Raw genomic sequence first — 24,492 nt, 5'->3', positions numbered from 1 at the left:
CCGGTCGGGCGCCTGCGGCGGATCAGCGAAGGGCCGGAGTCTAATTCAGTTCCGCGTGCAATTCCTGCAGCGAAAGCACTTCGAGGTCATCCTGGTGCTTCAGCGCCTCGGTGGCCGCCTCGCTGCCGGCCATCGTCGTGTAATAGGTGACACGATTGGCCAGAGCCGCCGTACGGATATAACGCGAATCTGCAATCGCCGTGCGCGTTTCGTCCACCGTCGTGAAGACCAGCTGCACCTCGCCGGCCTTGACCTTGTCGGCAATGTGCGGGCGGCCGTCCTTGACCTTGTTGACGAGCTTCACCGGCACGCCGGCGTCGGCGATCGCCTGCGCCGTGCCCTTGGTGGCGAGCACCTCGTAGCCGAGGTCGACCAGATCGGCGGCGACCTTCACGGCGCGCTGCTTGTCGCTGTTCTTCACCGTGATGACGACCGTGCCCTTCTCGGGCAGGCGCGAACCGGCGCCGAGCTGGCTCTTCAGCATCGCCTCGCCGAAGGTCCTGCCGACGCCCATCACCTCGCCGGTCGAGCGCATCTCCGGGCCGAGGATCGGGTCGACGCCGGGGAACTTGTTGAACGGGAAGACCGCTTCCTTGACGCTGAAGAACGGCGGCACGATCTCCTCGCCGATGCCCTGCTCGTCCAGCGACCGCCCGGCCATGCAGCGCGCGGCGATCTTGGCCAGCGGGCGGCCGGTGGCCTTGCTGACGAAGGGCACGGTGCGCGAGGCACGCGGGTTCACCTCGAGCACGTAGACGACGGCGTCGTCGCCCTCGCCCTGGACGGCGAACTGGGTGTTCATCAGGCCGACGACGCCCAGCGCCTTGGCCATCGCCGCGGCCTGGCGGCGCATCTCGTCCTGCAGCGCCGGCGACAGCGAGTACGGCGGCAGCGAGCAGGCCGAATCGCCGCTGTGGATGCCGGCGGCCTCGACGTGTTCCATGATGCCGCCGATCAGCACCTTGCCCGTCGCGTCGGCGATGCAGTCGACGTCGACCTCGACGGCGTCGTCGAGGAAGCGGTCGAGCAGCACCGGGCTCTTGTCGCTGACCTTGACCGCCTCGCGCATGTAGCGCTCGAGGTCCTTGTCGCCGTGCACGATCTCCATCGCGCGGCCGCCGAGCACGTAGCTCGGGCGCACGACCAGCGGATAGCCGATCTCGTGGGCCAGCGCCAGCGCCTGCTCCTCGGTGCGCGCGGTGCGGTTGGGCGGCTGCTTCAGGCCGAGCTCGTGCAGCAGCTTCTGGAAGCGCTCGCGGTCCTCGGCGATGTCGATCGAGTCGGGCGTCGTGCCGATGATCGGCACGCCGGCGCGCTCGAGGTCCAGCGCCAGCTTCAGCGGCGTCTGGCCGCCGTACTGGACGATGACGCCGACCGGCTTTTCCTTGTCGACGATCTCCAGCACGTCTTCCAGCGTCACGGGCTCGAAGTACAGGCGGTCGCTGGTGTCGTAGTCGGTCGACACGGTCTCCGGGTTGCAGTTGACCATGATGGTCTCGTACCCGTCCTCGCGCATCGCCAGCGCCGCGTGCACGCAGCAGTAGTCGAACTCGATGCCCTGGCCGATGCGGTTGGGGCCGCCGCCGAGCACCATGATCTTCTTCTTGTCGGTGGGCTCGGCCTCGCACTCCTCGTCGTACGTGGAGTACATGTAGGCGGTCTGCGTCGCGAACTCGGCGGCGCAGGTGTCCACGCGCTTGTAGACCGGGCGCACGCCCAGTTCGTGGCGGCGCGCGCGCACCGCGTGCTGGTTCGTGCCCAGCAGCTTGGCCAGACGCTTGTCGGAGAAGCCCTTGGCCTTCAGCCAGCGCAGTTCGGCGGCCGACAGCGCGGCCAGGTCGGCACGCGCGGCGACCTGCTGCTCGGTGGCCACCAGGTCCTGGATCTGGGCCAGGAACCACGGGTCGACCGCGGTCTCCTCGAAGACCTCGTCCAGCGTCATGCCGATGCGAAAGGCGTCGGCCAGGAACAGGATGCGCTCGGGGCCGACGTTGCCGATCTCGTCGACGATCTCGTCGCGGTCGGTGCTGCGCTCGGTCAGGCCGTCGATGCCGGTCTCCAGGCCGCGCAGCGCCTTCTGGAAGCTCTCCTGGAAGGTGCGGCCCATCGCCATCACCTCGCCGACGGACTTCATCTGCGTCGTCAGGTGCGGGTCGGCGGCGGGGAACTTCTCGAACGCGAAGCGCGGGATCTTGGTGACGACGTAGTCGATCGAGGGCTCGAAGCTGGCCGGCGTCGCGCCGCCGGTGATGTCGTTCTTCAGCTCGTCGAGCGTGTAGCCGACAGCCAGCTTGGCCGCGACCTTGGCGATCGGGAAGCCGGTGGCCTTGGACGCCAGCGCCGACGAACGCGACACACGCGGGTTCATCTCGATGACGATCAGGCGGCCATTGTTCGGATTGACCGAGAACTGGACGTTGGAGCCGCCGGTGTCGACGCCGATCTCGCGCAGGATCGCGATCGACGCGTTGCGCATCAGCTGGTATTCCTTGTCGGTCAGCGTCTGCGCGGGCGCCACGGTGATCGAGTCACCGGTGTGGATGCCCATCGGGTCGAGGTTCTCGATGGAGCAGACGATGATGCAGTTGTCCGCACGGTCGCGGACGACTTCCATCTCGTACTCCTTCCAGCCGATCAGCGACTCCTCGATGAGCAGTTCCTTGGTCGGCGAAAGGTCGAGGCCGCGCTTGCAGATCTCCTCGAACTCCTCCGGGTTGTAGGCGATGCCGCCACCGGTGCCGCCCATCGTGAAGCTCGGGCGGATGACCATCGGGAAGCCCGTGCCGCCGATCTCGGACTGGATGCGCCGCTGCACCGCGAGCGCTTCCTCCATGCTGTGCGCGATGCCGCTCTTGGCCGATTCCAGCCCGATGGCCGTCATCGCGTCCTTGAACTTCATGCGGTCTTCGGCCTTCTCGATCGCGTGCTCGTTGGCGCCGATCATCTCGACGCCGTACTTGGCGAGCACGCCATGGCGGTGCAGATCCAGCGCGCAGTTCAGCGCCGTCTGGCCGCCCATCGTCGGCAGGATCGCGTCGGGGCGCTCCTTGGCGATGATCTTCTCGACGACCTGCCAGGTGATGGGCTCGATGTAGGTGACATCGGCCATCTCCGGGTCGGTCATGATCGTCGCCGGGTTGCTGTTGACGAGGATGACCTTGTAGCCCTCCTCGCGCAGCGCCTTGCAGGCCTGGGCGCCGGAATAGTCGAACTCGCAGGCCTGGCCGATGATGATCGGGCCGGCGCCGATGATGAGGATCTTGTGGATGTCGTTGCGCTTGGGCATGGGTCAGGCTCTCTCTTGCATCAGCGCCACGAAGCGGTCGAACAGGTAGCCGATGTCGTGCGGGCCGGGGCTGGCCTCGGGGTGTCCCTGGAAGCAGAAGGCCGGGCGGTCGGTGCGGGCCAGGCCCTGCAGCGTGCCGTCGAACAGGCTGACGTGCGTGGGGCGCAGGTTGGCACCCAGCGTCTTCTCGTCGACCGCGAAGCCGTGGTTCTGGCTGGTGATGCTGACGCGGCCACTGTCCAGGTCCTTCACCGGATGGTTGCCGCCGTGGTGGCCGAACTTCATCTTGAAGGTCTTCGCACCCGAGGCCAGGGCCATGATCTGGTGGCCCAGGCAGATGCCGAAGGTCGGCACGCCGGCGTCGATGATCTCGCGCGCCGCGGCGATGGCGTAGTCGCAAGGCTCCGGGTCCCCGGGGCCGTTGCTGAGGAAGACGCCGTCGGGCTTGAGCTTGAACACCTCGGCGGCCGGCGTCTTCGCCGGCACGACGGTGACGCGGCAGCCGCGGTCGGCCAGCAGGCGCAGGATGTTGCGCTTGACGCCGAAGTCGTAGGCGACGACGTGGAACTTCGCGTCGGTCAGCGTGCCGTGGCCACGGCCGAGCTGCCAGGAGGTCTCGGTCCACTCGTAGGGCGCGTCGGCCGACACGACCTGAGCCAGGTCCAGCCCGGCCATCGACGGCGCGGCCTGGGCGGCGGCGACGGCGGCGGCGATCTCGGCTTCACCGACGACGGTGCCGGGCACGAAGCTGACGATGCAGCCGTTCTGCGCGCCGGTCGTGCGCAGCACGCGCGTCAGGCGGCGGGTGTCGATGCCGGCGATGGCCACCGTGCCCTCGCGCTCGAGGTACTGCGCCAGCGACAGCGTGGCGCGGAAGTTGGAGACGCGCAGCGGCAGGTCCTTGATGACCAGGCCGGCGGCGTGAACCTTGGCGGCCTCGACGTCTTCCTCGTTGACGCCGACGTTGCCGATGTGCGGATACGTCAGCGTGACGATCTGCCGGCAATAGCTCGGGTCGGTGAGGATTTCCTGGTAGCCGGTGAGCGCGGTGTTGAACACCACCTCGCCGACGGTCCGACCGGGCGCGCCGATCGAGGTACCGAGGAAGGTCGTGCCGTCTGCGAGTGCGAGGAGTGCGGGGGGCAGGACGGGCAGCAAGTGAAAAGCTCCGGGATTCGCGCGCCCAGCGCCACCCGGTGAAGGGTGGTCCGAGGGGGAAACCGACGACGGAGTTTCGCTAGGGCTGCGGTGATGGCGGGTAAACCTGCTGAGTATAGCCGATTCGTGGCACCCACCGGTCAACGATCGTGATACAGCCCCGTGGCCGCAGCCGCGGAGGCGGCACTTCCCGCCGCCTGCCCCGCCGGGAGAACAGCCCAGGGCGCCGCGGGGCCATTCGACGAATGACGGAACCTACAATTGCTTTCCGACTCAAAGAGTCGTCTTTGTCACAACCCCCTTCGGAGGTCTGATGGATCGCACTTCGCCCACCTACGGCGGTTTCGCAGGCGGCGGCGTTCTGACCGCGCAGCGCAACCGCGTCCTGCGCAACACCTATGCGCTGCTCGCGCTGTCTCTCGTGCCAACCGTGCTCGGTGCCTGGATCGGCGTCACCACCGGCATCACGGCCAGCCTCGGCATGGGCATGAGCGCGCTGGTCTTCCTCGGCGGCGCGTTCGCGTTCATGTTCGCGATCGAGAAGACCAAGAACTCGGCGGCCGGCGTCGGCGTGCTGCTCGGCTTCACGTTCTTCATGGGCCTGATGCTGTCGCGCATGCTGGCGGCCATCCTCGGCTTCTCGAACGGCGCGTCGCTGATCATGACCGCCTTCGGCGGCACCGCGGCGGTGTTCTTCGCGATGGCCTCGCTGGCCACGGTGGTCAAGCGCGACCTGTCGAACCTGTCGAAGTTCCTGTTCGTCGGCGCGATCCTGCTGCTGGTCGCTGGCGTCATCAACATCTTCGTGCAGTCCAGCGCGCTGATGCTGACGCTGTCGGTCGCCGCGATCGGCATCTTCTCGGCCTTCATGCTGGTCGACGTCAAGCGTGTCATCGACGGCGGCGAGACGAACTACATCAGCGCCACGCTGGCGATCTACCTGGACATCTACAACGTGTTCCAGAGCCTGCTGATGCTGCTGGGCATCTTCGGCGGCGAACGCGACTGACGCTCGCACGAGCAACGAAAACGGGGCCCGAGGGCCCCGTTTTTCTTGTGCGTCGCGGACGCGTCAGCCAGCCTCGGGCGCGACTTCCACCCCGGCGAGCTCCGGCTGCGCCTCGCCCTCGGGGCGCGGGCCGAGCGCCGCCTCGGTGCGCTCGAACACCGCGACGCTCTCGACGTGGGCGGTGTGCGGGAACATGTTGACGACGCCCGCGGCGACGCAGCGGAAGCCCGCCAGGTGCACGATCAGCCCGGCGTCGCGCGCCAGCGTCGCCGGGTTGCAGCTGACGTAGACGATGCGCCGCGGCGGCGTCCAGCCCTCGCGGCCGCGCAGCTCGGCCAGCGACTTGGCGAGCGCGAACGCGCCTTCGCGCGGCGGGTCCACGAGCCAGGCGTCGGCGGCGCCGCTGGTCATCAGCTCGTCGGCGCTCATCTCGAACAGGTTGCGCGCGGCAAAGCTGGTGTTGGCCGACAGCCCGTTGGCGGCGGCGTTGTCGCGCGCCCGCTGCACCAGCGTCTCGCTGCCTTCGATGCCGTGCACCGCGGCCGCACGCCGCGCCAGCGGCAGCGTGAAGTTGCCCAGGCCGCAGAACCAGTCGACGACACGTTCGTGCGGCTTCGGGTCGAGCAGCCGCACCGCGCGGTCGACGAGCACGCGGTTGATCTGCGGGTTCACCTGCGTGAAGTCGGTCGGCTTGAACGGCATCGTCACGCCGTACTCCGGCAGCGAGTAAGAGAGCTGCGGCCCACCGTCGTCGAGACGGTGAACGGTCTCCGGCCCCTTGGGCTGCAGCCACCACTGCACACCGTGCTCGGCACCGAAGGCGCGCAGCCTGGCCGCATCGCCGGCCGACAAGGGCTCGAGGTGGCGCAGCACCAGCGCGACGACCTCGTCGCCGGCGGCCAGCTCGATCTGCGGCAGGCGGTCTCGCTGCTCCATCGCGCCGACCAGCTCGCGCAGCGCCGGCAGCATCGCGCTGACCTGGGCCGGCAGCACCGGGCACTCGAGCATGTCGGCGACGTAGCGCGACTTGCGCTCGTGAAAACCCACCAGCACCGTGCCCTTCTTCGGCACGTAGCGCACCGACAGCCGCGCGCGCCAGCGATACCCCCAGGCCGGCCCGTGAACCGGGCGCAGCAGCCGCTCGGGCCTGACCTTGCCGAGATGCCAGAGGTTGTCCTCCAGCACCCGCTGCTTGACGGCGACCTGGGCCGACGGATGCAGGTGCTGCATCTTGCAGCCGCCGCAAGCGCCCGCATGCAGCCCGAAGTGGGCGCAGCCCGGGCGCACGCGCTGCGAACTCTCGCGTGCCAGCGCGGAGAGCACGCCCTGCTCCCACTGGTTCTTGCGCCGCGCGACCTGCACCTGCACGGTCTCGCCCGGCAGCGCGCCTTCGATGAACACCACCTTGCCGTCGGCGCGATGCGCGACGCCCTGGGCCTCGAGGTCGAGCGACTCGACCTGCAGCCAATCCGTACCTGAACTCATGCCCCGATTATCCCGGGCCGGCGCCCCGACTCAGAACAGCGCGTCGCGATCGACGCCACGGCGCATCATGCGGCGCTTGAGCTTGAGCAGGGCTTCCTGCTGGATCTGGCGGATGCGCTCGCGCGTGAGGCCCAGTCGCACGGCCAGTTCCTCCAGCGTCTCGGGCTCGCGATCGTGCAGGCCGAAGCGGCCGGCAAGCACCTCGCGCTCGCGCTCGTTGAGCTCGGCCAGACCGTGGTCCAGCAGGTGCACGGCCTCGCGGCTGAGCGTCAGACCGAGCGGGTCGACGGCATCGTCGTCGGCCACCGTGTCGAGCATCGACTCGCCGCCTTCGCGCTCCAGCGGCATGTCCAGCGAGGTCGGCTGCTCGGCGAGTTTCAGCAGCTCGGCGACCTCGTCGACCGGGCGACCCAGCGCCGCGGCGACCTCGTCGACCGAGACCGGCCGCTCGGCCTCGCCATGGCGCGAAGACTCCAGCGCCCGGCGCGCCTTGAGCACCTGGTTGAGCTCGCGCACGACGTGCACCGGCAGCCGGATCAGCCGGGCCTGGTGCATGATCGCCCGCTCGATGCTCTGCCGGATCCACCACGAGGCGTAGGTCGAGAAGCGGAAACCGCGCTCGGGCTCGAACTTGCCGGTGGCGTGCATCAGGCCGAGGTTGCCTTCCTCGATCAGGTCGATCATCGGCATGCCGCGGCCGACGTAGTGCTTGGCGATGCTGACGACGAGGCGCAGGTTGCGCTCGATCATCGTCTGGCGCGCCGCGAAGTCGCCGGCGCGTGCACGCACCGCGGTCGCGTGCTCCTCCTCGGCACTCATCAGCGGCGCGCGGCGGATGTCGCGCAGATAGCTCTGCAGCGTGTTGCCGTGCTCGGCCTCGCCGTCGGCGGGCGGCGGGGACGCCGCGAGTTCGGGCGCCTCGGGGGCGGCGCCCGGCTCGAACGTGTCGGAGCCTTCGGCGGGGCCGTCGTGCGCATCGCGCCGCGTGACCATCCGCCCGGCTCCGCGTGCGCTACCGCGAGGGCAGCAGCTTCGCCGGATCGACCGGCTTGCCCTGGCGCCGGATCTCGAAGTGCAGCTGCACCCGGTCGGCATCGCTGGAGCCCATCTCGGCGATCTTCTGGCCGCGGCGCACGACCTGGTCTTCCTTCACCAGCAGCGTCTGGTTGTGCGCGTACGCGGACAGGAAGGTGGCGTTGTGCTTGACGATGATGAGGTTGCCGTAGCCGCGCAGGCCGGAGCCGGCATAGACGACACGGCCGTCGGCGGCGGCGAAGACCGGATCGCCGGCCTTGCCGGTGATCGCCAGGCCCTTGCTGCGCAGCTCGTCGAAGCCGGCGGCCACATGGCCCGAGGCAGGCCAGGTCCAGTTCAGGTCGTCGTCACCGTCACGCGCGGCCGGAGGCGGCGACGACGGTGCCGGGGTGGCGACCGCGGAGGGCGCGCTCGTCGACGGCGTCGCCGACGACGCGGCGGTCGACGCACCGGAGGCCGGCGCGCCCACCGGCCGGGCCTCGGTGCGGCCCGGCGGCAGCACCGGGCGCACGACGACGGCCGAGGTCTCGGCCGCCGGCGGCACCACGCGCACCACCTGCCCGACCTCGATGCGGTCGGGGTTCTCGAGGTTGTTCCAGCGGGCGATGTCGCGCCAGTTCTGGCCGTTCTCCAGGCCGATGCGGATCAGCGTGTCGCCGGGCTTGACGGCGTAGTAGCCGGGCTTGCCGAGGTTCTCCTGGCCGGGCGGCGGCTTCACTGCGGCGTCGGCGGCGGCGACAGGCGCGGTGCCGCGGCCGCCGCGGTCCTCGACCGGGGCGCGATGCGTCGGGCTGGCGCAGCCGGCCACCAGGGCGGCGAGGACGGCCATCGGCAGCAGGGCGGACGCGGGGCGGCCCCGGGTCACGCGACGATTCAACTCTTGGGGTGCGTCGTAGGTCATGCCGTGCCGGATTTTAGAGGGACGAAATGGACGGCATCGTGAATCTGGCGCCTCAGCCCTTCGGGGCGGCGGTCGACGACGACGAGCACCTGTCCGCCCAGGGCCGGATCGTGCATCGGGGCGACGAGGCGCCCGCCTTCGGCCAGCTGGTCGAGCCAGGCGGCCGGGATGTCCTCGCCGCCGGCGGCGGCCACGATGCTGTCGTAAGGGGCCAGCGGTGCATGCCCGAGGCGGCCGTCGCCGTAGAGCAGGCGCAGGTCGCCGGGCAGGCGCAGTGCGGCCAGGTTCTCGCGGGCCTTGTCGTGCAGCGGCTTCAGGCGCTCCATCGAGACGACGCGGCGCGACAGCTGCGCCAGCAGCGCCGTCTGGTAGCCGCAGCCGGTGCCGATCTCCAGCACGCGGCCGAGCTGGCCGGCGGCCGCGGCACGTTCGCCGCCGAACAGCAGCGCGAGCATGCGGCCGACCACCGAAGGCTTGGAGATCGTCTGGCCGAGGCCGATCGGCAGGCTGGTGTCCTCGTAGGCCTGGATCGCCAGCGCGCTGTCGACGAAGTGGTGGCGCGGCACCGCGGCAAAGGCGCGCAGCACCGGCTCGCAGCGCAGGCCGTCGGCGTGCAGGCGGGCCACCATGCGCTCGCGCACCGCGGGCGAGTCCAGCCCCAGCCCGCTGGGTGCGACGCGGCGTGCGGCGTCGCGCGCCGCGTCGTGCAGCAGGCGCTGCGGGCGCAGCACGTCGGTGGCCGGCCGCGCCGGTGAACGCGGCTGCACGTGGTGCAGCCCGAGCGGAAAGCGCGGCGGCTTGGTGGTCACCGGGGCACCCCTCGGCCTTCGGCCGGTCCCGCCAGGCGGGAACGAGCCCCGGACATGTCCTGCGGGCTCGCTGGGGCACCCTTCGGCCTGGCGGCCGGTCCCGCCGAGCGGGAATGAGCCCCGGACATGTCCTGCGGGCTCATGCCAGCGGCACACCCAGCCGGGACGCCCAGGCGCCACGCATCGCGTGGTCGGTCAGATCGACCTGCAGCGGCGTGATCGACACCGCGCCGTGGGCGACGGCGTGGAAATCGGTGCCTTCGCCGGCGTCGCGCGCGTCGCCGGCCGGGCCGATCCAGTAGATCGGCTCGCCACGCGGGTTGGTCTGGTGGATCACCGGCTCGCTGGCGTGGCGGCGGCCCAGCCGCGTGACCAGGCGCGGCAGCGACGCCGCGTCGGCGCGGTTGGGGATGTTGACGTTCAGCAGCCAGGGCCCGCTGGGCGGGCCGCCGGCGAGCACCTGCTCGACGATGGCCCGTGCCGTCGCGGCGGCGGCGTCGAGGTGGGTCCAGCCCTTCTCCACCTGCGAGAAGGCGATCGCCGGGATGCCAAACAGGTAGCCTTCCATCGCCGCAGCGACGGTGCCCGAGTACAGCGTGTCGTCGCCCATGTTGGCACCCTGGTTGATGCCCGAGAGCACCAGGTCGGGCTTGTGCGGCAGCAGCCCGGTCAGCGCGACGTGCACCGAGTCCGACGGCGTGCCGTTGACGACGCGGAACCCGCGCACCGGCTCGCCTCGCGCCTCGAACACCGACAGCGGCCGGTTCAGCGTCAGCGCGTTGGAGGTGCCGCTGGCGTTCTGCTCCGGGGCGATGACGTCGATCGTGCCCAGGCCCTCGCAGGCCTTGACCAGCGCGGCGATGCCGGGGGCCAGATAACCGTCGTCGTTGGCGATCAGGATGCGCATCGGGGCATTGTAGGGAGTCGCCCGGACGTCGCCTTCGCGACGGCCTGCCGGTGCCGCGCTGCCTAAGATGCCCGCGGCACTCGACAGGAGACGACGATGAAGGCCTGGCTCTGTGAATCGTTGGACGGCGTGGCCGGCCTGCAATGGCGCGAACTGCCGACACCCGAGCCGGCACCCGGCGAGGTGCGCGTGGCGATCCGCGCCGCGAGCCTGAACTTCCCCGACCTGCTGATCGTCGAGGGCAAGTACCAGGCGCGGCCCGCCCTGCCCTTCGTGCCTGGCGCCGAGTTCGCCGGCGTCGTCGAGGCGCTCGGCGAGGGCGTGACGACGCTGGCCGTCGGCCAGCCGGTGGCCGTGATCGGCACGCATGGCGGCTTCGCCACCCACGCCTGCGTCGACGCCGGCCGGGCGATCGCGCTGCCGCCGGGCTTCGTGCTGGAGGACGCGGCGGCCTTCGCCTTCACCTACGGGACCTCGCACCACGCGCTGATCGACCGCGGCGGCCTCGTCGCCGGCGAGACGGTGCTGGTGCTGGGGGCCGCCGGGGGCGTCGGCAGCGCGGCGCTGCAGATCGCCAAGGCGGCCGGGGCGCGGGTCATCGCCGCCGCGTCCAGCGCCGAGAAATGCGCGCTGTGCCGCGAGCTGGGCGCCGACGCGACCATCGACTACTCGGTGGACAAGCTGCGCGACGCGCTGAAGGCGCTGACCGGCGGCCGCGGGCCGGACCTCGTCTACGACCCGGTCGGCGGCGACCTGGCCGAGCCGGCGCTGCGTTCGATCGCCTGGCGCGGGCGCTACCTCGTCGTCGGCTTCGCCGCCGGCACGATCCCGGCGCTGCCGTGGAACCTCGCGCTGCTCAAGGGCGCGTCCATCGTCGGCGTCTTCTGGGGCGAGTTCGTGCGCCGCGAACCGCAGGCCAGCGCCGCGGCGATCGGCCAGCTCGCGCGCTGGTACGCCGAGGGCCGCGTCAAGCCGGTCGTCGGCGCCCGCTTCGCCCTCGAAGACTTGCCCCAGGCTTACGAACGCATGGCCTCACGGCGCGCCCTGGGCAAGCTGCTGGTCGACTGCGGCAACTGAGGCAGGGGGTGCACCTGTCCGGGCGCGAAGCGAACGCGCTAGGATGACGGCCGAGCGAATAAGGGGGAGGTCGGCTATGGCCGTCAAGGTGCTGATCCTGGAAGACAACCCGGTGGCGCGCAGCTTCCTTTGCCGGGTCGTTCGCGAGAGCTTCAGCGATGCGAACCACATCACCGAGGCCGGCGATCTCGAGTCGGCGCGCCGCCAGATCACGCTGGCCGGCGGCGCCACCGGGCTGCACGGCGTCGATCCGTTCAAGCTCATCCTGATCGACCTGGAACTGCCCGACGGCAACGGCATGGAGCTGCTGGCCGAGCTGGCGCACTACCCGGCGACGAAGATCGTCACGACGCTGTACTCCGACGACGAGCATCTCTTCCCCGCCTTGCAGCACGGCGCCGACGGCTACCTGCTGAAGGAGGACCGCTTCGAGGTCCTGGTCGAGGAGCTGCAGAAGATCGTGCGTGGCCAGCCGCCGCTGTCGCCGGCGATCGCACGCCGCCTGCTGACCCACTTCCGCCAGGGCGCCGGCCCCGACCTGCCGCCGGACAGCGGCTTCGTCAGCACGACCGGCTTCACGACCAGCCGGCCGGTGCCGATGGAGAAGGCGCTGCCCGAGCACGAGCGCCTGACGCCGCGCGAGAGCGAAGTGCTCACCTACCTCAGCAAGGGCTTCACGATCAAGGAGATCGCCAGCCTGATGGGCATCAAGTGGTTCACCGTCAACGACCACATCAAGTCCATCTACAAGAAGCTGAACGTCTCCAGCCGCGCCGAGGCCGCGGTGCTGGCGAGCAAGCAGGGCCTGGTCTGAGCCCGCGGCGGCGCCGCACCGCCGCTGCCCCATCGCCATGACGGAACGTCCCGCCGTCCCCGGCGATTCGAGTTTCGACAACACCCCGCTGGAGCCGGCGCTCGGCCGCGAGCTGCCCGTCCAGCGCCCAGGCTGGCGGCGCCAGCTGCTGGTGCTGCTGGCCGTGGCGGGCGGCCTGGGCATCCTCGCGCTGGCGCGCTGGCTGGCGGCGATCCCGTCGCTGGACATCGTGCTGCTGCCCACCGTCAGCGGCCCGCCGACGGTGCTGTCGACCTCGATCCCGGCGCTCGAGCCGATGGTCGGACGCGCACCGATCGTGCTGCGCAACGCCGACGGCCGGGAACTGCAGGTCGACGAGATGCTGACCGAGCGCTCGCCGCGCTGGCAGGTCGACGACACCATGCGCGCCCAGCTGATCGCCCGGCAGGAGGCGCTGGCCGCGGTGCTCGAGGGCCGCGAGGTCTTCGTCGAGTTCCGCAACGGCATCGAGGTGCCGGTGCCCGCGCGGCCGCGCGGCTACGGCGGCCTCGGGCTGCTGTTCTGGCCGCTCGCCGGGCTGGCGCTGGCCGTCGCGCTGGTCGGCGCCTTCGTCGTGCTCGCCCGGCCCCAGGGGCGCAACCTGCTGTACCTGACGGTCGTGCTGTGCCAGGCAGCGACGCTGCTGATCATCGCCGTCGGCTCGATGCGAGGGCTGGGACTGCCGGCCGGATTCGCCACCCTGGAGCCCATCGCGCGCATGGCGCTGGACCTGGCGACCGGCGCCGCGGTGCTGCACGCCTTCACGCTGCACCCGCGCCCGCTGCCGCACCGGCTGGTCATCGCGGCGGCCGGCTGGCTGCCGGTGCTGCTGCTGCCGGCGCTGGCGCACGCGGGCGGGCTGCAGCAGGTCTGGTGGTGGACCCAGGGCACGATGCTGGCGCAAGGCGCGGCGGCATTGGCGACGATCAGCTGGTCGTACCGCCTGGAGCCCAATCCGTTCTCGGCGGTGCTGCGGCGGCTGGGCTTCATCGCCGTCGGCGCCTTCGCCCTCGTGACGCTGGGCATGGCCGCTGCCGCCGGCACGCCGGGGCCGCCCGGCACGATCGCCGCGGCCGGCTCGCTGATCTGGACGCTGTTCCTGAGCTCGCTGCTGCTGCTGGTGCCCTTTCTGTCGCGCTCGCGGCTGGCGCTGCGCGAGCTCGCGATGCTGGCGGGCATCGGCACGATCGCGATCTCGCTGGACCTGCTGTTCGTCGCCATCTTCTCGCTCGGCCAGCTGACGTCGCTGACGCTGGCGGTTCTGCTGGCGCTGGGGGCCTACACCGTCTCGCGCCAATGGATCCTGAACCAGACGATCGGCGCCGAGGTGCTGACCACCGAACGCAGCTTCGAGCAGCTCTACCGCGTCGCACGCGAGCTGCAGAAGCAGCCGGCACGCTACTCGACGCTGGTCGCCGAGCTGCTGCGCGACCTGTTCGAGCCGCTGGAGGTGCTGCGCCTGGAACGCGACTCGCCGCGTGCCTCGGTCGTCGGCGGCGGCGCCGCGCTGATCGTGCCGGTGCGCGGCGCCCGCGGCGGCAGCCGGCCGCTGTCGCTGGTGCTGCGTTTCGCGCGCCGCGGCCAGCGCCTGTTCTCGCGCGACGACGCGCGACTGGCCGAGCGTGTCGTCGAACAGCTGCGCCGTGCGGTGGCCTATGACCAGGCCGTCGAACGCGGACGCAACGAGGAACGGCTGCGCATCGCCCAGGACCTGCACGACGACATCGGGGCCCGCCTGCTGACGCTGATGTACCAGTCGCCGACACCGGAGATGGAGGACTACATCCGCCACACGCTGCTGGACCTGAAGACCCTGACGCGCGGCCTGGCCGCAGCCGAGCACCGGCTGTCGCACGCCGCGGCCGAGTGGAAGGCCGACCTGACCCAGCGCCTGACGGCAGCCCAGGTGCAGCTCGGCTGGTCGGTGGAGTACGACCGCGACGTCCGCCTGACCGTCGTGCAGTGGTCGGCGATCACGCGCGTGATCCGCGAGCTGGTGACGAACGCGCTGTACCACGGCCACGCCACGCGCGTGGACGTCCAGGTGATGCTTGCCGGCGCGCGGCTGACGCTGGCCGTCAGCGACGACGGCGACGGCCGCGACCCGCAGTCCTGGGCCCACGGCCTGGGCATGGGCGGCGTGCGCAAGCGCGTGAAGCTGCTCGCCGGCGAGGTGCGCTGGCGCGAGAACACGCCGCGCGGCATCGTCTGCGAGGTCCTCGTGCCGGACTTCCAGGCGCCCGAGGACGACGCCTGAGCCTCAGCGGCGCCAGCGCCGGCGCAGGTCCAGCAGGTGCGCGACGCCGGCGGCGGCCAAGCCGGTGGCCACCCAGGTCCAGGAGGCACCTGACAGGGCCGCCCTGACCGCCAGCATCAGCGCCAGGCCGGCGCAGAGGTTGGCGACGAACTCGCGCGGCGCCAGGCCGCGCCCAGTGCGCGCGTGCCAGACCCAGAGCGCCAGGCCCTCGAGCAGCGTGACGGCGATGACGATGTCGACGAGCGCCACGCCGCCGTCGTCAGACCCGGGCCAGGCCCAGCAGGTGCGCGATGTCCTTGAAGAAGATGCGCACGTGGGCCATCGGCTTGCGCCGCGTCAGCCGCTTGTTCATGTACGAGTCGAAGGTCAGCTGCTGCACGTCCTTGTCCTTGCAGATGCTGACGAAACGCTCGCGGCGCTTGTCGCTGGAGTACCAGAAGCGCTGCATGACGCCGAGGATCCAGAACACGCGGCCGTGCTCGCGCATGAAGTTGCGGCGCGCGCCGGCCAGCGCCTTGGCGTCGCCGGTGCGCAGCATCTCCAGCACCGCCTCGGCGGCGAAGCGGCCACCGGCCAGCGCGTAGTAGATGCCCTCGCCCGAGGCCGGCGCGACGACGCCCGAGGCGTCGCCGGCGAGCACGACGTCGCGGCCGTTGTCCCAGCAGCGCAGCGGCTTCAGCGGGATCGGCGCGCCTTCGCGGCGGATCGTCCTGCAGTTGGCCAGGCCGGCGTCCTCGCGCAGCTTGGCGGTCGCGTTGCGCAGCGAGAAGCCCTTGTCGGCGCTGCCGGTGCCCACGCTCATCGTCTTGCCGTGCGGGAACACCCAGCCGTAGAAGTCCGGCGAGATCGTGCCGCGGTAGTAGACGTCGCAGCGGTTGGGGTCGTAGTCGGGGTGGCCGGGCTCGGGCGCCTCGATGATCTCGTGGTAGGCGAAGACGTACTCGATCTCGTTCGCGCAGGCGATCTGCTGGCGCGCGACCTCCGAGCGGGCGCCGTCGGCACCGATGATCGCGCGGGCGCGCACCGCGGCCTCCTGGCCTTCGCCGCGCTCGCCCTTGTCGTGCGGGCGGTAGCGCACGATGGCGCAGCCGTCGGTGTCGCGGTCGATGCGCTCGAAGGTGCCGGTGCGGCGCTCGGCGCCGCACTGGCGCGCACGCTCGCGCAGCCACTCGTCGAAGTGCTCGCGGTCGACGAGGCCGACGTAGCCGTTCTCGATGTGGATGTCCACCTTGACGTCGCTCGGCGAGATCATACGGGCGCACAAGGCCTTGGCGACGATCAGCTCGTCGGGAATGCCGAAGTCGCGGATCGCGCGCGGCGGAATCGCCCCGCCGCAGGGCTTGATGCGGCCGGCACGGTCCAGCAGCAGCACGCTGCGGCCCTGCCGCGCGATCTCCGTGGCCGCCGTGGCGCCAGCCGGACCGCCGCCGACGACGACGACATCGAAGGTCTCCAGTTGCATCTCACTCCACCTTTGCCACCGCGGGTTCAGCATAAAGGCGCGGCGTCGCGGTGGCGCGAGGCCGGGCATCGATCTTGGCCGCCAGGAAGGCGGACACGACAAACAGCAGCGCTTCGGCAGCGAAGACGCTGGAATAGGCGACCGAGGGCTCGCCCAGCAGCCAGTGCGCGAGGTCGCTCGCGCCGGTGCCGATCACGCCGCCCAGGCCGAAGGCGACGGCCTGCGCCGCCCCCCACAGCCCCATGCGCACGCCCTCGCGGCGTTCCTTGCCCTCGCCGGCCAGGCGCATCATCGAGCCGACCGCGGCGATCGAGAACGCGCCGTTGGCCACGCCGAGCAGGAACACCGTGGCCTTGAACGGCCAGCCCGGGCCGACGATGCCGGCACCGGCCAGCGACAGCAGGCACAGCGCCGAGGCGAGGCAGCCGCCGATCGACCAGGTGCGCAGCGTGCCCAGGCGCTGGCCGGCCAGCGCCACCAGGATCATCCCGGCGAGCACGCCGCCGTGCTGCATGCCCGACAGCGAGGTCGACTCGCCCGGCGTGAAGCCGAAGACGGTGCCGGCGAAGGGCTCGAGGATCAGGTCCTGCGCGCTGAACGCCAGCATCGACACGAAGATGAAGACCGTGAAGCGGCGGGCATCGGTCTCGGCCCAGACCTCGGCCAGCGCCTGGCGGAAGTCGGGCTTGGCCTCGGCCTCGGCCGGCGCCGGCCGGCCCTCGCCCTCGACGCGCCACAGCGCGAGCGTGGCGACGACGAACGCGGCGACGGCCACCCCGGTGACGACGACCATCAGCCGCGCCGGCGAGTACGGGTCGAGCAGCTTGCCGGCCACGCCGGCGGTCACCGCCAGGCCGAGGATCATCATCATCCAGACGATGGTCGCGGCCGGCGCGCGGCGATGCTCGGGCACACGCTGCGCCAGCAGCACCAGCAGCGAGGTGCCGGCCGCGCCGACGCCCAGGCCGATGACGACGAAGGACACGAAGGCCGCAGCGATGCCGGGCACGCGCGCCACCGGGATCAGCGCCACCGAGGCCGCGGCGCCGATGCCGCCGGCGGCCAGTACCGCCAGGCCGCCGACGATCCACGGCGTGCGCCGGCCGCCGACGTCGGAGCCGAAGCCCATGCGCGGACGCATCATCTGCACCATGTAGTGCACCGCCACCAGCAGCCCCGGCAGCAGCGCCGGCAGCGCCAGCTCGACGACCATGATGCGGTTCAGCGTCGAGGTCGTCAGCACCACCATCGCGCCGATGCAGGCCTGCACCAGACCCAGGCGGAAGACGGTGAACCAGCCGAAGTGCGCGGCGCTCACACCAGGCCCCCGGTCGCGCGCAGCGCGAAGGCGCTGACCATCATGCCGCTGACGAACAGCGGCACGCCGAAGCCGCTGTAGAACAGCGCGCGCTTGACCGGGTCCTTCAGGAACCAGGCCATCAGCACGAACTGCGCGACCAGCAGCGCGCCGATCGCCGCGGCGTGCCAGACGGCCCCCCACTGCACCAGCATGCCGATGACGACGACCTGCGGCACCGCCATCACGATGCAGGCCGTGCGCGCCGCGCCGTCGACGCCCAGGCGCACCGGCAGCGAGCCGACGCCCATCTTCTTGTCGCCCTCGATGGCCTTGAAGTCGTTGAGCGTCATGATCCCGTGCGCGCCGATGCTGTAGAGCAGCGCCAGCGCCAGCGAGTGCGAAGCCGGCATCGCGCCGCCGGCCATCACCGCCGCGCCCGTCACCCAGGCCAGGCCTTCGTAGGAGATGCCGCAGGCGGCGTTGCCCCACCAGCCGTTCTGCTTGAGGCGCACCGGCGGCGCGCTGTAGGCCCAGGCCAGGATCAGCCCCAGCACCGCGGCACCGAAGCCCCAGGGCCCGAGCTGCGTGGCGACCAGCAGCGACAGCGCCGTCCAGCCGATCGCGATGTACAACCCCCAGCGGCCGGGGATGCGGCCCGAGGGGATCGGACGGTTGGGTTCGTTGATCGCGTCGACGTGACGGTCGAACCAGTCGTTGACGGCCTGGCTGGTCGCGCAGACCAGCGGCCCGGCGAGCAGCACGCCGAGGAAGACGAGAAACCAGTTCGCCGTGATCGACTGTCCCGATGCGACGACGCCGCACGAGAAGGCCCACATCGGAGGGAACCAGGTGATCGGTTTGAGCAACTCCGCTACAGCGGACAACGCGGGCCTTGCCATGGGGCTGAATCTTGCGCTTGACAAAACAGAGCGTCAATTATCGTTGACACAATCCCTGCCTTAGGACAAGCTCTGCGAATGCTGATGAAGTCGGATGCCGCAGCCACGGGCGCGGCCGGAAAGCAGGATCCCCAGGCGCCGGTGGCGCTGGTCGTGGGCAGCGGGTTCGGCGGCATGGCCGCCGCGGTGCGTCTGGCCGCCAAAGGCTACCGCGTCACCGTTCTCGAGAAGCTCGACGCCCCCGGTGGCCGGGCCTACGTGCACCGCCGCGAAGGCCACGTCTTCGACGCCGGGCCCACCATCGTCACCGTACCCTATCTCTTCGACGAGCTGTGGGCACTGGCCGGGCGCAAGTTCAGCGACGACATCGAGCTGAAGTCGCTCGACCCGTTCTACCGCATCCGCTTCGACGACGGCGACCACTTCGACTACAGCGGCGACCCGGCGCGCATGCGGGCCGAGGTGCGGCGCATCAGCCCGTCGGACGCCGAGGGCTTCGAACGCTTCATGCGCGAAGCCGACCAGTGTTACGAGCTGGGCTTCCGCTCGCTGGGCGACAAGGCCTTCGACACCGTCGGCGACCTGATCAAGGCCGCGCCGCTGATCATCAAGTTGCGCGGCTGGCGCAGCCTGCACCAGATGGTGTCCAGCCACCTGAAGCACCCCAAGCTGCGCGTCGCGATGAGCCTGCAGTCGCTGCTCATCGGCGGCAACCCGTTCTCGGTGACCAGCATGTACGCGCTGGTCAACGCGCTCGAGCGCCAGTGGGGCGTGCACTGGGCGATGGGCGGCACCGGCGAGCTGATCCGCGGCCTGGTCAATGTCTTCGAGGGCATGGGCGGCACGGTGCGGCTGAAGGCCGAGGTCAAGCGCATCGAGATCGACAACGGCGTCGCCACCGGCGTCACGCTGGCCGACGGCGAGCGCATCCCGGCGGACATCGTGGTCTGCAACGGCGACACCGGCTACCTGTACAAGAACCTCGTCGACGCACGCTGGCGCAAGCACTGGACCGACAACCGCATCGAACGCGGCCACTACTCGATGGGCCTGTTCGTCTGGTACTTCGGCACCGACCGCCGCTACGACGACGTGCCGCACCACATGATGGTGCTGGGCCCGCGCTACCGCGAGCTGCTGGACGACATCTTCCGCAAGAAGAAGCTGGCCGGCGACTTCAGCATCTACCTGCACCGCCCGACGGCCACCGATCCGTCGATGGGCCCCGAGGGTTGCGACACCTTCTACGCGCTGTCGCCGGTGCCGCACCTGGACAGCGGCACCGACTGGACGACGCAGGCCGAGCCCTATCGCCAGGCGATCCAGGAGGCGCTGGAGCGCACCGTGCTGCCGGGGCTGGGGCAGCACCTGCGCGTCTCGTTCTGCACCACGCCGCTGGACTTCCAGCACCGGCTGCTGTCGTACAAGGGCGCCGGCTTCGGCCTGGAGCCGCTGCTGCTGCAGAGCGCCTACTTCCGCCCGCACAACCGCAGCGAGGACGTGAAGAACCTGTTCATGGTCGGCGCCAGCACCCACCCGGGCGCCGGCGTGCCGGGCGTCATCATGTCGGCCAAGGCGCTGGAGTCGGTGCTGCCCGACCCGGCGACGTTCCGCCGCTGAAGCGCAGGACGACGGCCGGCGACTGCCGGCCGTTCTACTTCTCGGCTTCGGCCGTGGTGCTGCTGCCCAGGTCACCCAGGCCGTAGCGGCGCAGCTTCACGTACAGACTCTGACGCGACAGGCCGAGCATCTCGGCCGCCGACGCGCGGTTGTCGCGCGTGAGCTCGAGCGCGGCCTCGATGCACAGCTGCTCGATCAGGTCAGTCGTCTCGCCGACGATGTCCTTCAGCGGCACGCGGCCGACGAGCTCGGTCAGCTGACCGACCGAACGCGGCAGCTCGCGCGTCGTGCGCGCGTCGTGGCCCGCCAGACGGCGGCCGACGTCGCGGATCGTGAAGCCGAGGAAGGGCCGGTCACCCTGCCCGACCATCGTCGCCGAGATCTCGACGTCGGTGACGGCACCATATTCGCCGCGCAGCGTCGTCGCGAACAGCCTCACCTGGCCGCGCTGGCGCAGGTTGGAGATCATCACGCTCAGGTCGACGCCGGTGCGGCCCAGCCAGCGGTCCAGCGTCTCGCCGCGCACCTGCTCCTCGGTCGTCAGCTGGGCCAGCTCGACGAACGCCGGGTTGGCCGAGATCACGCGGCCTTCGAGGTCGGTGACGACCAGGCAGTCGGGCGCGCTCTGCACGAGCTTGAGCAGCATCGACCCGGTCGACGGCGCCATCTCGGCGACCACCTGCGACTGCACACGCGACAGGCGCACCAGGAAGTGCGAGACCAGGTCCTGGCGATAGGTCGACACCGCGACACTGACCTCGCCGCGGCCGTCGACCAGCTCCGCCCGGCCTTCGTCGGCGCGACCGGTGGCGCGCACGCCGGCCAGCAGCAGATTCAACTGCTCGGCCGTGCGGGGATCGACACCGGTCGGGAAGGTCAGCCCGACGAGGCTTGCGGCGCCGCCGTCGGCCAGCAACCGGGCCGCGGCCGGGTTGGCCTCGAGAATCTTCTGCGTCGTCGCGTCGACGACCAGCACCGCTTCCGACGCCACCTGGAAGAGATGGCGATAGCGCGTCTCGGCGTGGCGGAACTTCCAGTAGTCGCGCTCCATCGCCTGCTGGGCCTCGACCAGACGCTGCTGCAGCGCCGCCACGGCACGCAGGTCGCGGCCGAACGCGAGGATCGAACCCGGCCGGTCGCCGTCGACGCCGTTCAGCCGCACGGCGACGAACAGCAGCGGGATCTCGCGGTCACCGGGGAGGACGAAATTCAGATGGCGCCAGCGGATCGCGCCGACCGCGTCGGGCGCGGCCTCGCGCAGCAGCGCCTCGACCTTGTCACGGCTCTCGGGCGTGACGATGTCGATCCAGCGCTTGCCGATCCACTCGGCGCCGGCCTCGCGGGCGAAGTCCTCGCCACCACAGGCGAGGTCGCACACGACACCCTGGGCATCGATGACCAGCGTAATGTCGTTCGCAACCGACAGCAGCGACCCGGCCGTCGCGGCGGTCACGCCGCCGAACGTCTTCTCCGGTGCTCCAAACGGTCTCATTCGGAGACCCGCCTTTCAGCTCATAAAAACTGCGTTGATCGAAACAGCAGCACTTGGTTCATGCAGCAGCTTCCCGAAATCAGGTTCGTGGCGTCGCCCGCTCATGGCCGCACCGCTTTCGCGGCCACCAGGCGCGCTGCCAGTGCCGGGGCCTCGCGCGCGTCATGCGCGGTGCCATCGGCGCCGAGTTCGACAGCACGCTCAGGGTGCAGCGCAAAGACCGGGCCGCCGACGATGACCGCCAACCCGCGGTTGCGGGACGCACGGCGCATCGTCGTGATGCCGTCGCGCAGCCAATCCAGCCGCGCCTCGACGCCGACGGACACGCCGACGACATCGAACCACTCCCGGCGCACCCGGCGCACGGGGTCGACACTGCGGCTGTCGAGTTCGCAGACCACCTCCCAGCCGGACTGGCGGAAGAACTCGGCGACCATCGACAGGCCGAAAGTGTGTTGTTCCCCCGGGGCCGGCAGCAGCAGCGCGCGGCGGCCCTCGGCGGGCAGATGCAGATCGTGGCCGAGCGAGGGACTCAGCCCGCGCATGATGCGGTGCAGGCGGCCCAGCGCGACGGTGACGTCGCTGAACATCACCAGGTCCTGCTCCCACATCTCGCCGAGCCGCCGGGCAGCCGGCGCCAACAGATCAAGATAGAGGGTCTCGACGGGGACGCCGCGCTCGCGCAGATCGGCGATCATCTCGAGCCAGCCCGCATCCCCCGGAGCGAGCGCGAACTCGATGAAGCGCGACAGGTCGTCGTCGGCCACGCGGGCCGACGGGTCGACGCGCCCGCCACGCCCCAGCAACGGCACCACCTCGCCTTCGAGGGGGCGGCCGGCACGCGCCGGCGGCAGCACGAGACGACCATCGGGAGACAACACCTGGACACCGTCGACAGCCGATGCCGGATCGACCCTCGCGGCGCAGGCGGCCGGGCTCACGGCCGCTCTCCGCGTCGCGAAAGGCATTGCCGGGAGCGCGGGGCCCGCGACACGGACGCACCTGCCGCCGCGCGCGTGAAACGCGTCTGCGGACCGGCTTTTCCGGCGTCCATCATGCGAGCGACTCCCCTGGCGCGGGCGAACTGAACCCGCATGAGTCAAGAGTAGTGTCAGGTTCGCATGACGTCAACCCCTGTTGACATCAGGGGTGTCCCCGTCTAGATTCTGCGTCATGGGTCAAAGGACCAAACTCGACCGCGGACCCACGGCGCCGCGCGTGCCTCCGCTGTACACGCCCGAAGAGCGCATTCGGCGCGACCGCTCGCCCTGGACGATCGTCCAGGCCGTGCTCGCGCCGCTGCAGTTCTTCGTCTTCCTCGTCAGCCTCGTGCTCGTCGTGCGCTACCTGATCACAGGTCAAGGGCACGACGCGGCGACGATCTCGATCGTCGTCAAGACGCTGCTGCTCTACACCATCATGGTCACGGGCGCGATCTGGGAGAAGGACGTCTTCGGCGTCTACCTCTTCCACCCTTCCTTCTATTGGGAAGACGTGTTCAGCATGCTGGTGCTGGCGCTGCACACGGCCTACCTCGTGGCGCTGGCCACTGGCTGGCTTGATGCGCGTCAACAAATGTGGCTGGCACTCGCAGCGTACGCGACCTACGTCATTAACGCCGGGCAGTTCCTCCTTAAGCTCCGGGCCGCGCGATTGAGCGCCCAGTCGGAAGCCTACGCATGAATGCCGTCATCGACATCGCCCCTGCCCCGATGCAGCAGGGCTGTGGCGACGCCCCTGTCCTGCGCGAACGCGGGCAGCGCGAGGTGTTCTGCGGTCTCGCGGGCATCGTCTGGCTGCACCGCAAGATCCAGGACGCCTTCTTCCTCGTCGTCGGGTCGCGCACCTGCGCCCACCTGCTGCAGTCGGCCGCCGGCGTGATGATCTTCGCCGAGCCGCGTTTCGCCACCGCGATCATCGACGACCGCGACCTCGCCGGCCTGGCCGACGCCAACGCCGAGCTCGACCGCGTCGTCACGCGCCTGCTCGAGCGCCGGCCGGACATCAAGATGCTGTTCCTGGTGGGCTCGTGCCCGTCGGAAGTCATCAAGCTCGACCTGTCGCGCGCCGCCGAGCGCCTGTCGCGCAGCTTCTCGCCGCGCGTGCGCATCCTTTCCTACACCGGCAGCGGCATCGACACCACCTTCACGCAGGGCGAAGACACCTGCCTGGCGGCGCTGGTGCCCGAACTGCCGGCCAGCGACGAGCGCGCACTGATGGTCGTCGGCGCGGTCGCCGACATCGTCGAGGACCAGTTCCGCCGCGTCTTCGACGGCCTGGGCGTGGGCCCGGTCCACTTCTTCCCCGCCCACCGTGCCGGCGAGATGCCGCCGGTCGGCCCGGGCACGCGCTTCGTGCTGGCCCAGCCCTTCCTGGCCGACACCGCACGCGCGCTGGAACTGCGCGGCGCCAAGCGACTGCCGGCGCCGTTCCCGTTCGGCGCCGAAGGCACGACGCTGTGGCTGCAGGCCATCGCCCGCGAGTTCCAGGTCGAGGCGACGAAGTTCGTCTCGGTCGTCGGCCCGCGCCGCGAACGCGCCGCCCGCGCGCTGGCCCGCCACCGCGTCCTGCTCGAGGGGCGCAAGGTCTTCTTCTTCCCCGACTCGCAGCTCGAGGTGCCGCTGGCCCGCTTCCTCGCGCGAGAGATGGGCATGGTGCCGGTCGAAGTCGGCACGCCCTACCTGCACCGCCAGCTGGTCGCGCCCGAACTGGCGCTGCTGCCGGCGGGTACCCAGCTTTCCGAGGGCCAGGATCTCGAGCGTCAGCTCGACCGGTGCCGCGCCGCCCGCCCCGACATCGTCGTCTGCGGCCTGGGCCTCGCGAATCCGCTGGAAAGCGAGGGGCTCACGACCAAGTGGTCGATCGAGCTCGTGTTCACGCCGGTGCACGGCTTCGACCAGGCAGCCGACCTGGCCGAGCTGTTCACCCGCCCGCTCGCCCGGCGGATGAAACTGGTCGCCTGA

General features: G+C 70.7%; 20 protein-coding genes. 7 read left to right on the top strand and 13 right to left on the bottom strand.

Going from position 1 to position 24,492, the window contains the following annotated elements; translation table 11 throughout:
* Positions 1–40 precede the first annotated feature (40 nt).
* Together carB and carA are read right to left on the bottom strand one after the other, a co-directional pair.
* Complete coding sequence (carB, locus tag G5B56_RS01285; RefSeq protein WP_164962083.1) at positions 41–3,286, bottom strand: carbamoyl-phosphate synthase large subunit; 3,246 nt, start codon at positions 3,284–3,286, stop codon at positions 41–43.
* A 3-nt stretch (positions 3,287–3,289) separates the two neighbouring features.
* Positions 3,290–4,444 carry a glutamine-hydrolyzing carbamoyl-phosphate synthase small subunit gene (gene carA, locus G5B56_RS01280; RefSeq protein WP_009857146.1) on the bottom strand — a complete coding sequence of 385 codons (1,155 nt, stop codon included), beginning with the start codon at positions 4,442–4,444 and terminating at the stop codon, positions 3,290–3,292.
* Between the two features lie 313 nt (positions 4,445–4,757).
* On the opposite strand from carA, the gene G5B56_RS01275 reads away from it, so the two are divergent.
* Positions 4,758–5,453, top strand: a complete 696-nt coding sequence (locus G5B56_RS01275; protein WP_009857145.1) for a Bax inhibitor-1/YccA family protein — start codon at positions 4,758–4,760, stop codon at positions 5,451–5,453.
* Between the two features lie 63 nt (positions 5,454–5,516).
* Here G5B56_RS01275 and rlmD read toward each other — a convergent pair whose 3' ends face one another.
* The 5 genes from rlmD to surE form a co-directional block, all read right to left on the bottom strand.
* Positions 5,517–6,938, bottom strand: a complete 1,422-nt coding sequence (gene rlmD, locus G5B56_RS01270; RefSeq protein WP_164962082.1) for a 23S rRNA (uracil(1939)-C(5))-methyltransferase RlmD — start codon at positions 6,936–6,938, stop codon at positions 5,517–5,519.
* Between the two features lie 30 nt (positions 6,939–6,968).
* Positions 6,969–7,931: an RNA polymerase sigma factor RpoS gene (gene rpoS / locus G5B56_RS01265; RefSeq protein ID WP_009857143.1), complete on the bottom strand. Its 963-nt coding sequence runs from the start codon at positions 7,929–7,931 to the stop codon at positions 6,969–6,971.
* Positions 7,932–7,950: 19 nt separating this feature from the next.
* The gene (locus tag G5B56_RS01260; RefSeq protein ID WP_164962081.1) at positions 7,951–8,802 is read right to left on the bottom strand and encodes a peptidoglycan DD-metalloendopeptidase family protein; all 852 of its coding nucleotides are present in this window, start codon (positions 8,800–8,802) and stop codon (positions 7,951–7,953) included.
* Positions 8,803–8,870: 68 nt separating this feature from the next.
* On the bottom strand, positions 8,871–9,683 hold the full coding sequence (locus tag G5B56_RS01255; protein ID WP_164962080.1) for a protein-L-isoaspartate(D-aspartate) O-methyltransferase: 813 nt from the start codon (positions 9,681–9,683) through the stop codon (positions 8,871–8,873).
* Positions 9,684–9,822: 139 nt separating this feature from the next.
* Positions 9,823–10,590 (bottom strand): 5'/3'-nucleotidase SurE, encoded by a 768-nt coding sequence (surE, locus tag G5B56_RS01250; protein WP_164962079.1) that lies wholly within the window; start codon positions 10,588–10,590, stop codon positions 9,823–9,825.
* Positions 10,591–10,686: 96 nt separating this feature from the next.
* Here surE and G5B56_RS01245 point away from each other — a divergent pair, with 96 nt between their 5' ends.
* The 3 genes from G5B56_RS01245 to G5B56_RS01235 all read left to right on the top strand — a co-directional run bounded on the left by G5B56_RS01245 (position 10,687) and on the right by G5B56_RS01235 (position 14,756).
* Positions 10,687–11,667, top strand: coding sequence for an NADPH:quinone oxidoreductase family protein (locus G5B56_RS01245; protein WP_009857139.1), 981 nt, complete (start codon positions 10,687–10,689; stop codon positions 11,665–11,667).
* A gap of 76 nt (positions 11,668–11,743) precedes the next feature.
* A complete protein-coding gene (locus G5B56_RS01240; protein ID WP_029718809.1) occupies positions 11,744–12,481 on the top strand; it encodes a response regulator transcription factor in 738 nt (245 codons plus the stop codon).
* Between the two features lie 37 nt (positions 12,482–12,518).
* Positions 12,519–14,756 (top strand): sensor histidine kinase, encoded by a 2,238-nt coding sequence (locus tag G5B56_RS01235; protein ID WP_164962078.1) that lies wholly within the window; start codon positions 12,519–12,521, stop codon positions 14,754–14,756.
* Positions 14,757–14,759: 3 nt separating this feature from the next.
* On the opposite strand, the gene G5B56_RS01230 is transcribed toward G5B56_RS01235, so the two are convergent.
* From G5B56_RS01230 to chlG, 4 genes are read right to left on the bottom strand one after another with little or no spacing between them, the layout of a single operon-like run.
* Positions 14,760–15,005: a hypothetical protein gene (locus tag G5B56_RS01230; RefSeq protein ID WP_009857136.1), complete on the bottom strand. Its 246-nt coding sequence runs from the start codon at positions 15,003–15,005 to the stop codon at positions 14,760–14,762.
* A 10-nt stretch (positions 15,006–15,015) separates the two neighbouring features.
* Positions 15,016–16,218: a geranylgeranyl diphosphate reductase gene (locus tag G5B56_RS01225; RefSeq protein ID WP_009857135.1), complete on the bottom strand. Its 1,203-nt coding sequence runs from the start codon at positions 16,216–16,218 to the stop codon at positions 15,016–15,018.
* A gap of 1 nt (position 16,219) precedes the next feature.
* The gene (locus G5B56_RS01220; protein WP_164962077.1) at positions 16,220–17,536 is read right to left on the bottom strand and encodes a BCD family MFS transporter; all 1,317 of its coding nucleotides are present in this window, start codon (positions 17,534–17,536) and stop codon (positions 16,220–16,222) included.
* A complete protein-coding gene (gene chlG / locus G5B56_RS01215) occupies positions 17,533–18,417 on the bottom strand; it encodes a chlorophyll synthase ChlG (RefSeq protein ID WP_081467614.1) in 885 nt (294 codons plus the stop codon). Before chlG ends, G5B56_RS01220 begins: the two co-directional genes overlap by 4 nt.
* A gap of 78 nt (positions 18,418–18,495) precedes the next feature.
* Between chlG and G5B56_RS01210 the strand changes: the two genes are divergently transcribed.
* Complete coding sequence (locus G5B56_RS01210) at positions 18,496–20,037, top strand: phytoene desaturase (protein WP_009857132.1); 1,542 nt, start codon at positions 18,496–18,498, stop codon at positions 20,035–20,037.
* A 34-nt stretch (positions 20,038–20,071) separates the two neighbouring features.
* Here G5B56_RS01210 and ppsR read toward each other — a convergent pair whose 3' ends face one another.
* Together ppsR and G5B56_RS01200 are read right to left on the bottom strand one after the other, a co-directional pair.
* Positions 20,072–21,490: a transcriptional regulator PpsR gene (gene ppsR / locus G5B56_RS01205; protein WP_230248133.1), complete on the bottom strand. Its 1,419-nt coding sequence runs from the start codon at positions 21,488–21,490 to the stop codon at positions 20,072–20,074.
* Between the two features lie 140 nt (positions 21,491–21,630).
* Complete coding sequence (locus G5B56_RS01200) at positions 21,631–22,470, bottom strand: B12-binding domain-containing protein (protein WP_138938828.1); 840 nt, start codon at positions 22,468–22,470, stop codon at positions 21,631–21,633.
* A gap of 277 nt (positions 22,471–22,747) precedes the next feature.
* Here G5B56_RS01200 and bchF point away from each other — a divergent pair, with 277 nt between their 5' ends.
* Both bchF and G5B56_RS01190 read left to right on the top strand, forming a co-directional pair.
* The gene (gene bchF, locus G5B56_RS01195; protein WP_037290597.1) at positions 22,748–23,212 is read left to right on the top strand and encodes a 2-vinyl bacteriochlorophyllide hydratase; all 465 of its coding nucleotides are present in this window, start codon (positions 22,748–22,750) and stop codon (positions 23,210–23,212) included.
* Positions 23,209–24,492, top strand: a complete 1,284-nt coding sequence (locus tag G5B56_RS01190; protein ID WP_009857128.1) for a ferredoxin:protochlorophyllide reductase (ATP-dependent) subunit N — start codon at positions 23,209–23,211, stop codon at positions 24,490–24,492. Before bchF ends, G5B56_RS01190 begins: the two co-directional genes overlap by 4 nt.

Origin of the sequence: Rubrivivax sp. JA1026 (assembly GCF_011065555.1) — a bacterium.
Taxonomy (GTDB): Bacteria; Pseudomonadota; Gammaproteobacteria; order Burkholderiales; family Burkholderiaceae_C; genus Rubrivivax; species Rubrivivax benzoatilyticus.
The sequence above is the reverse complement of the archived record's forward strand: the minus strand, read 5'-3'. Positions and strand labels throughout refer to the sequence as shown.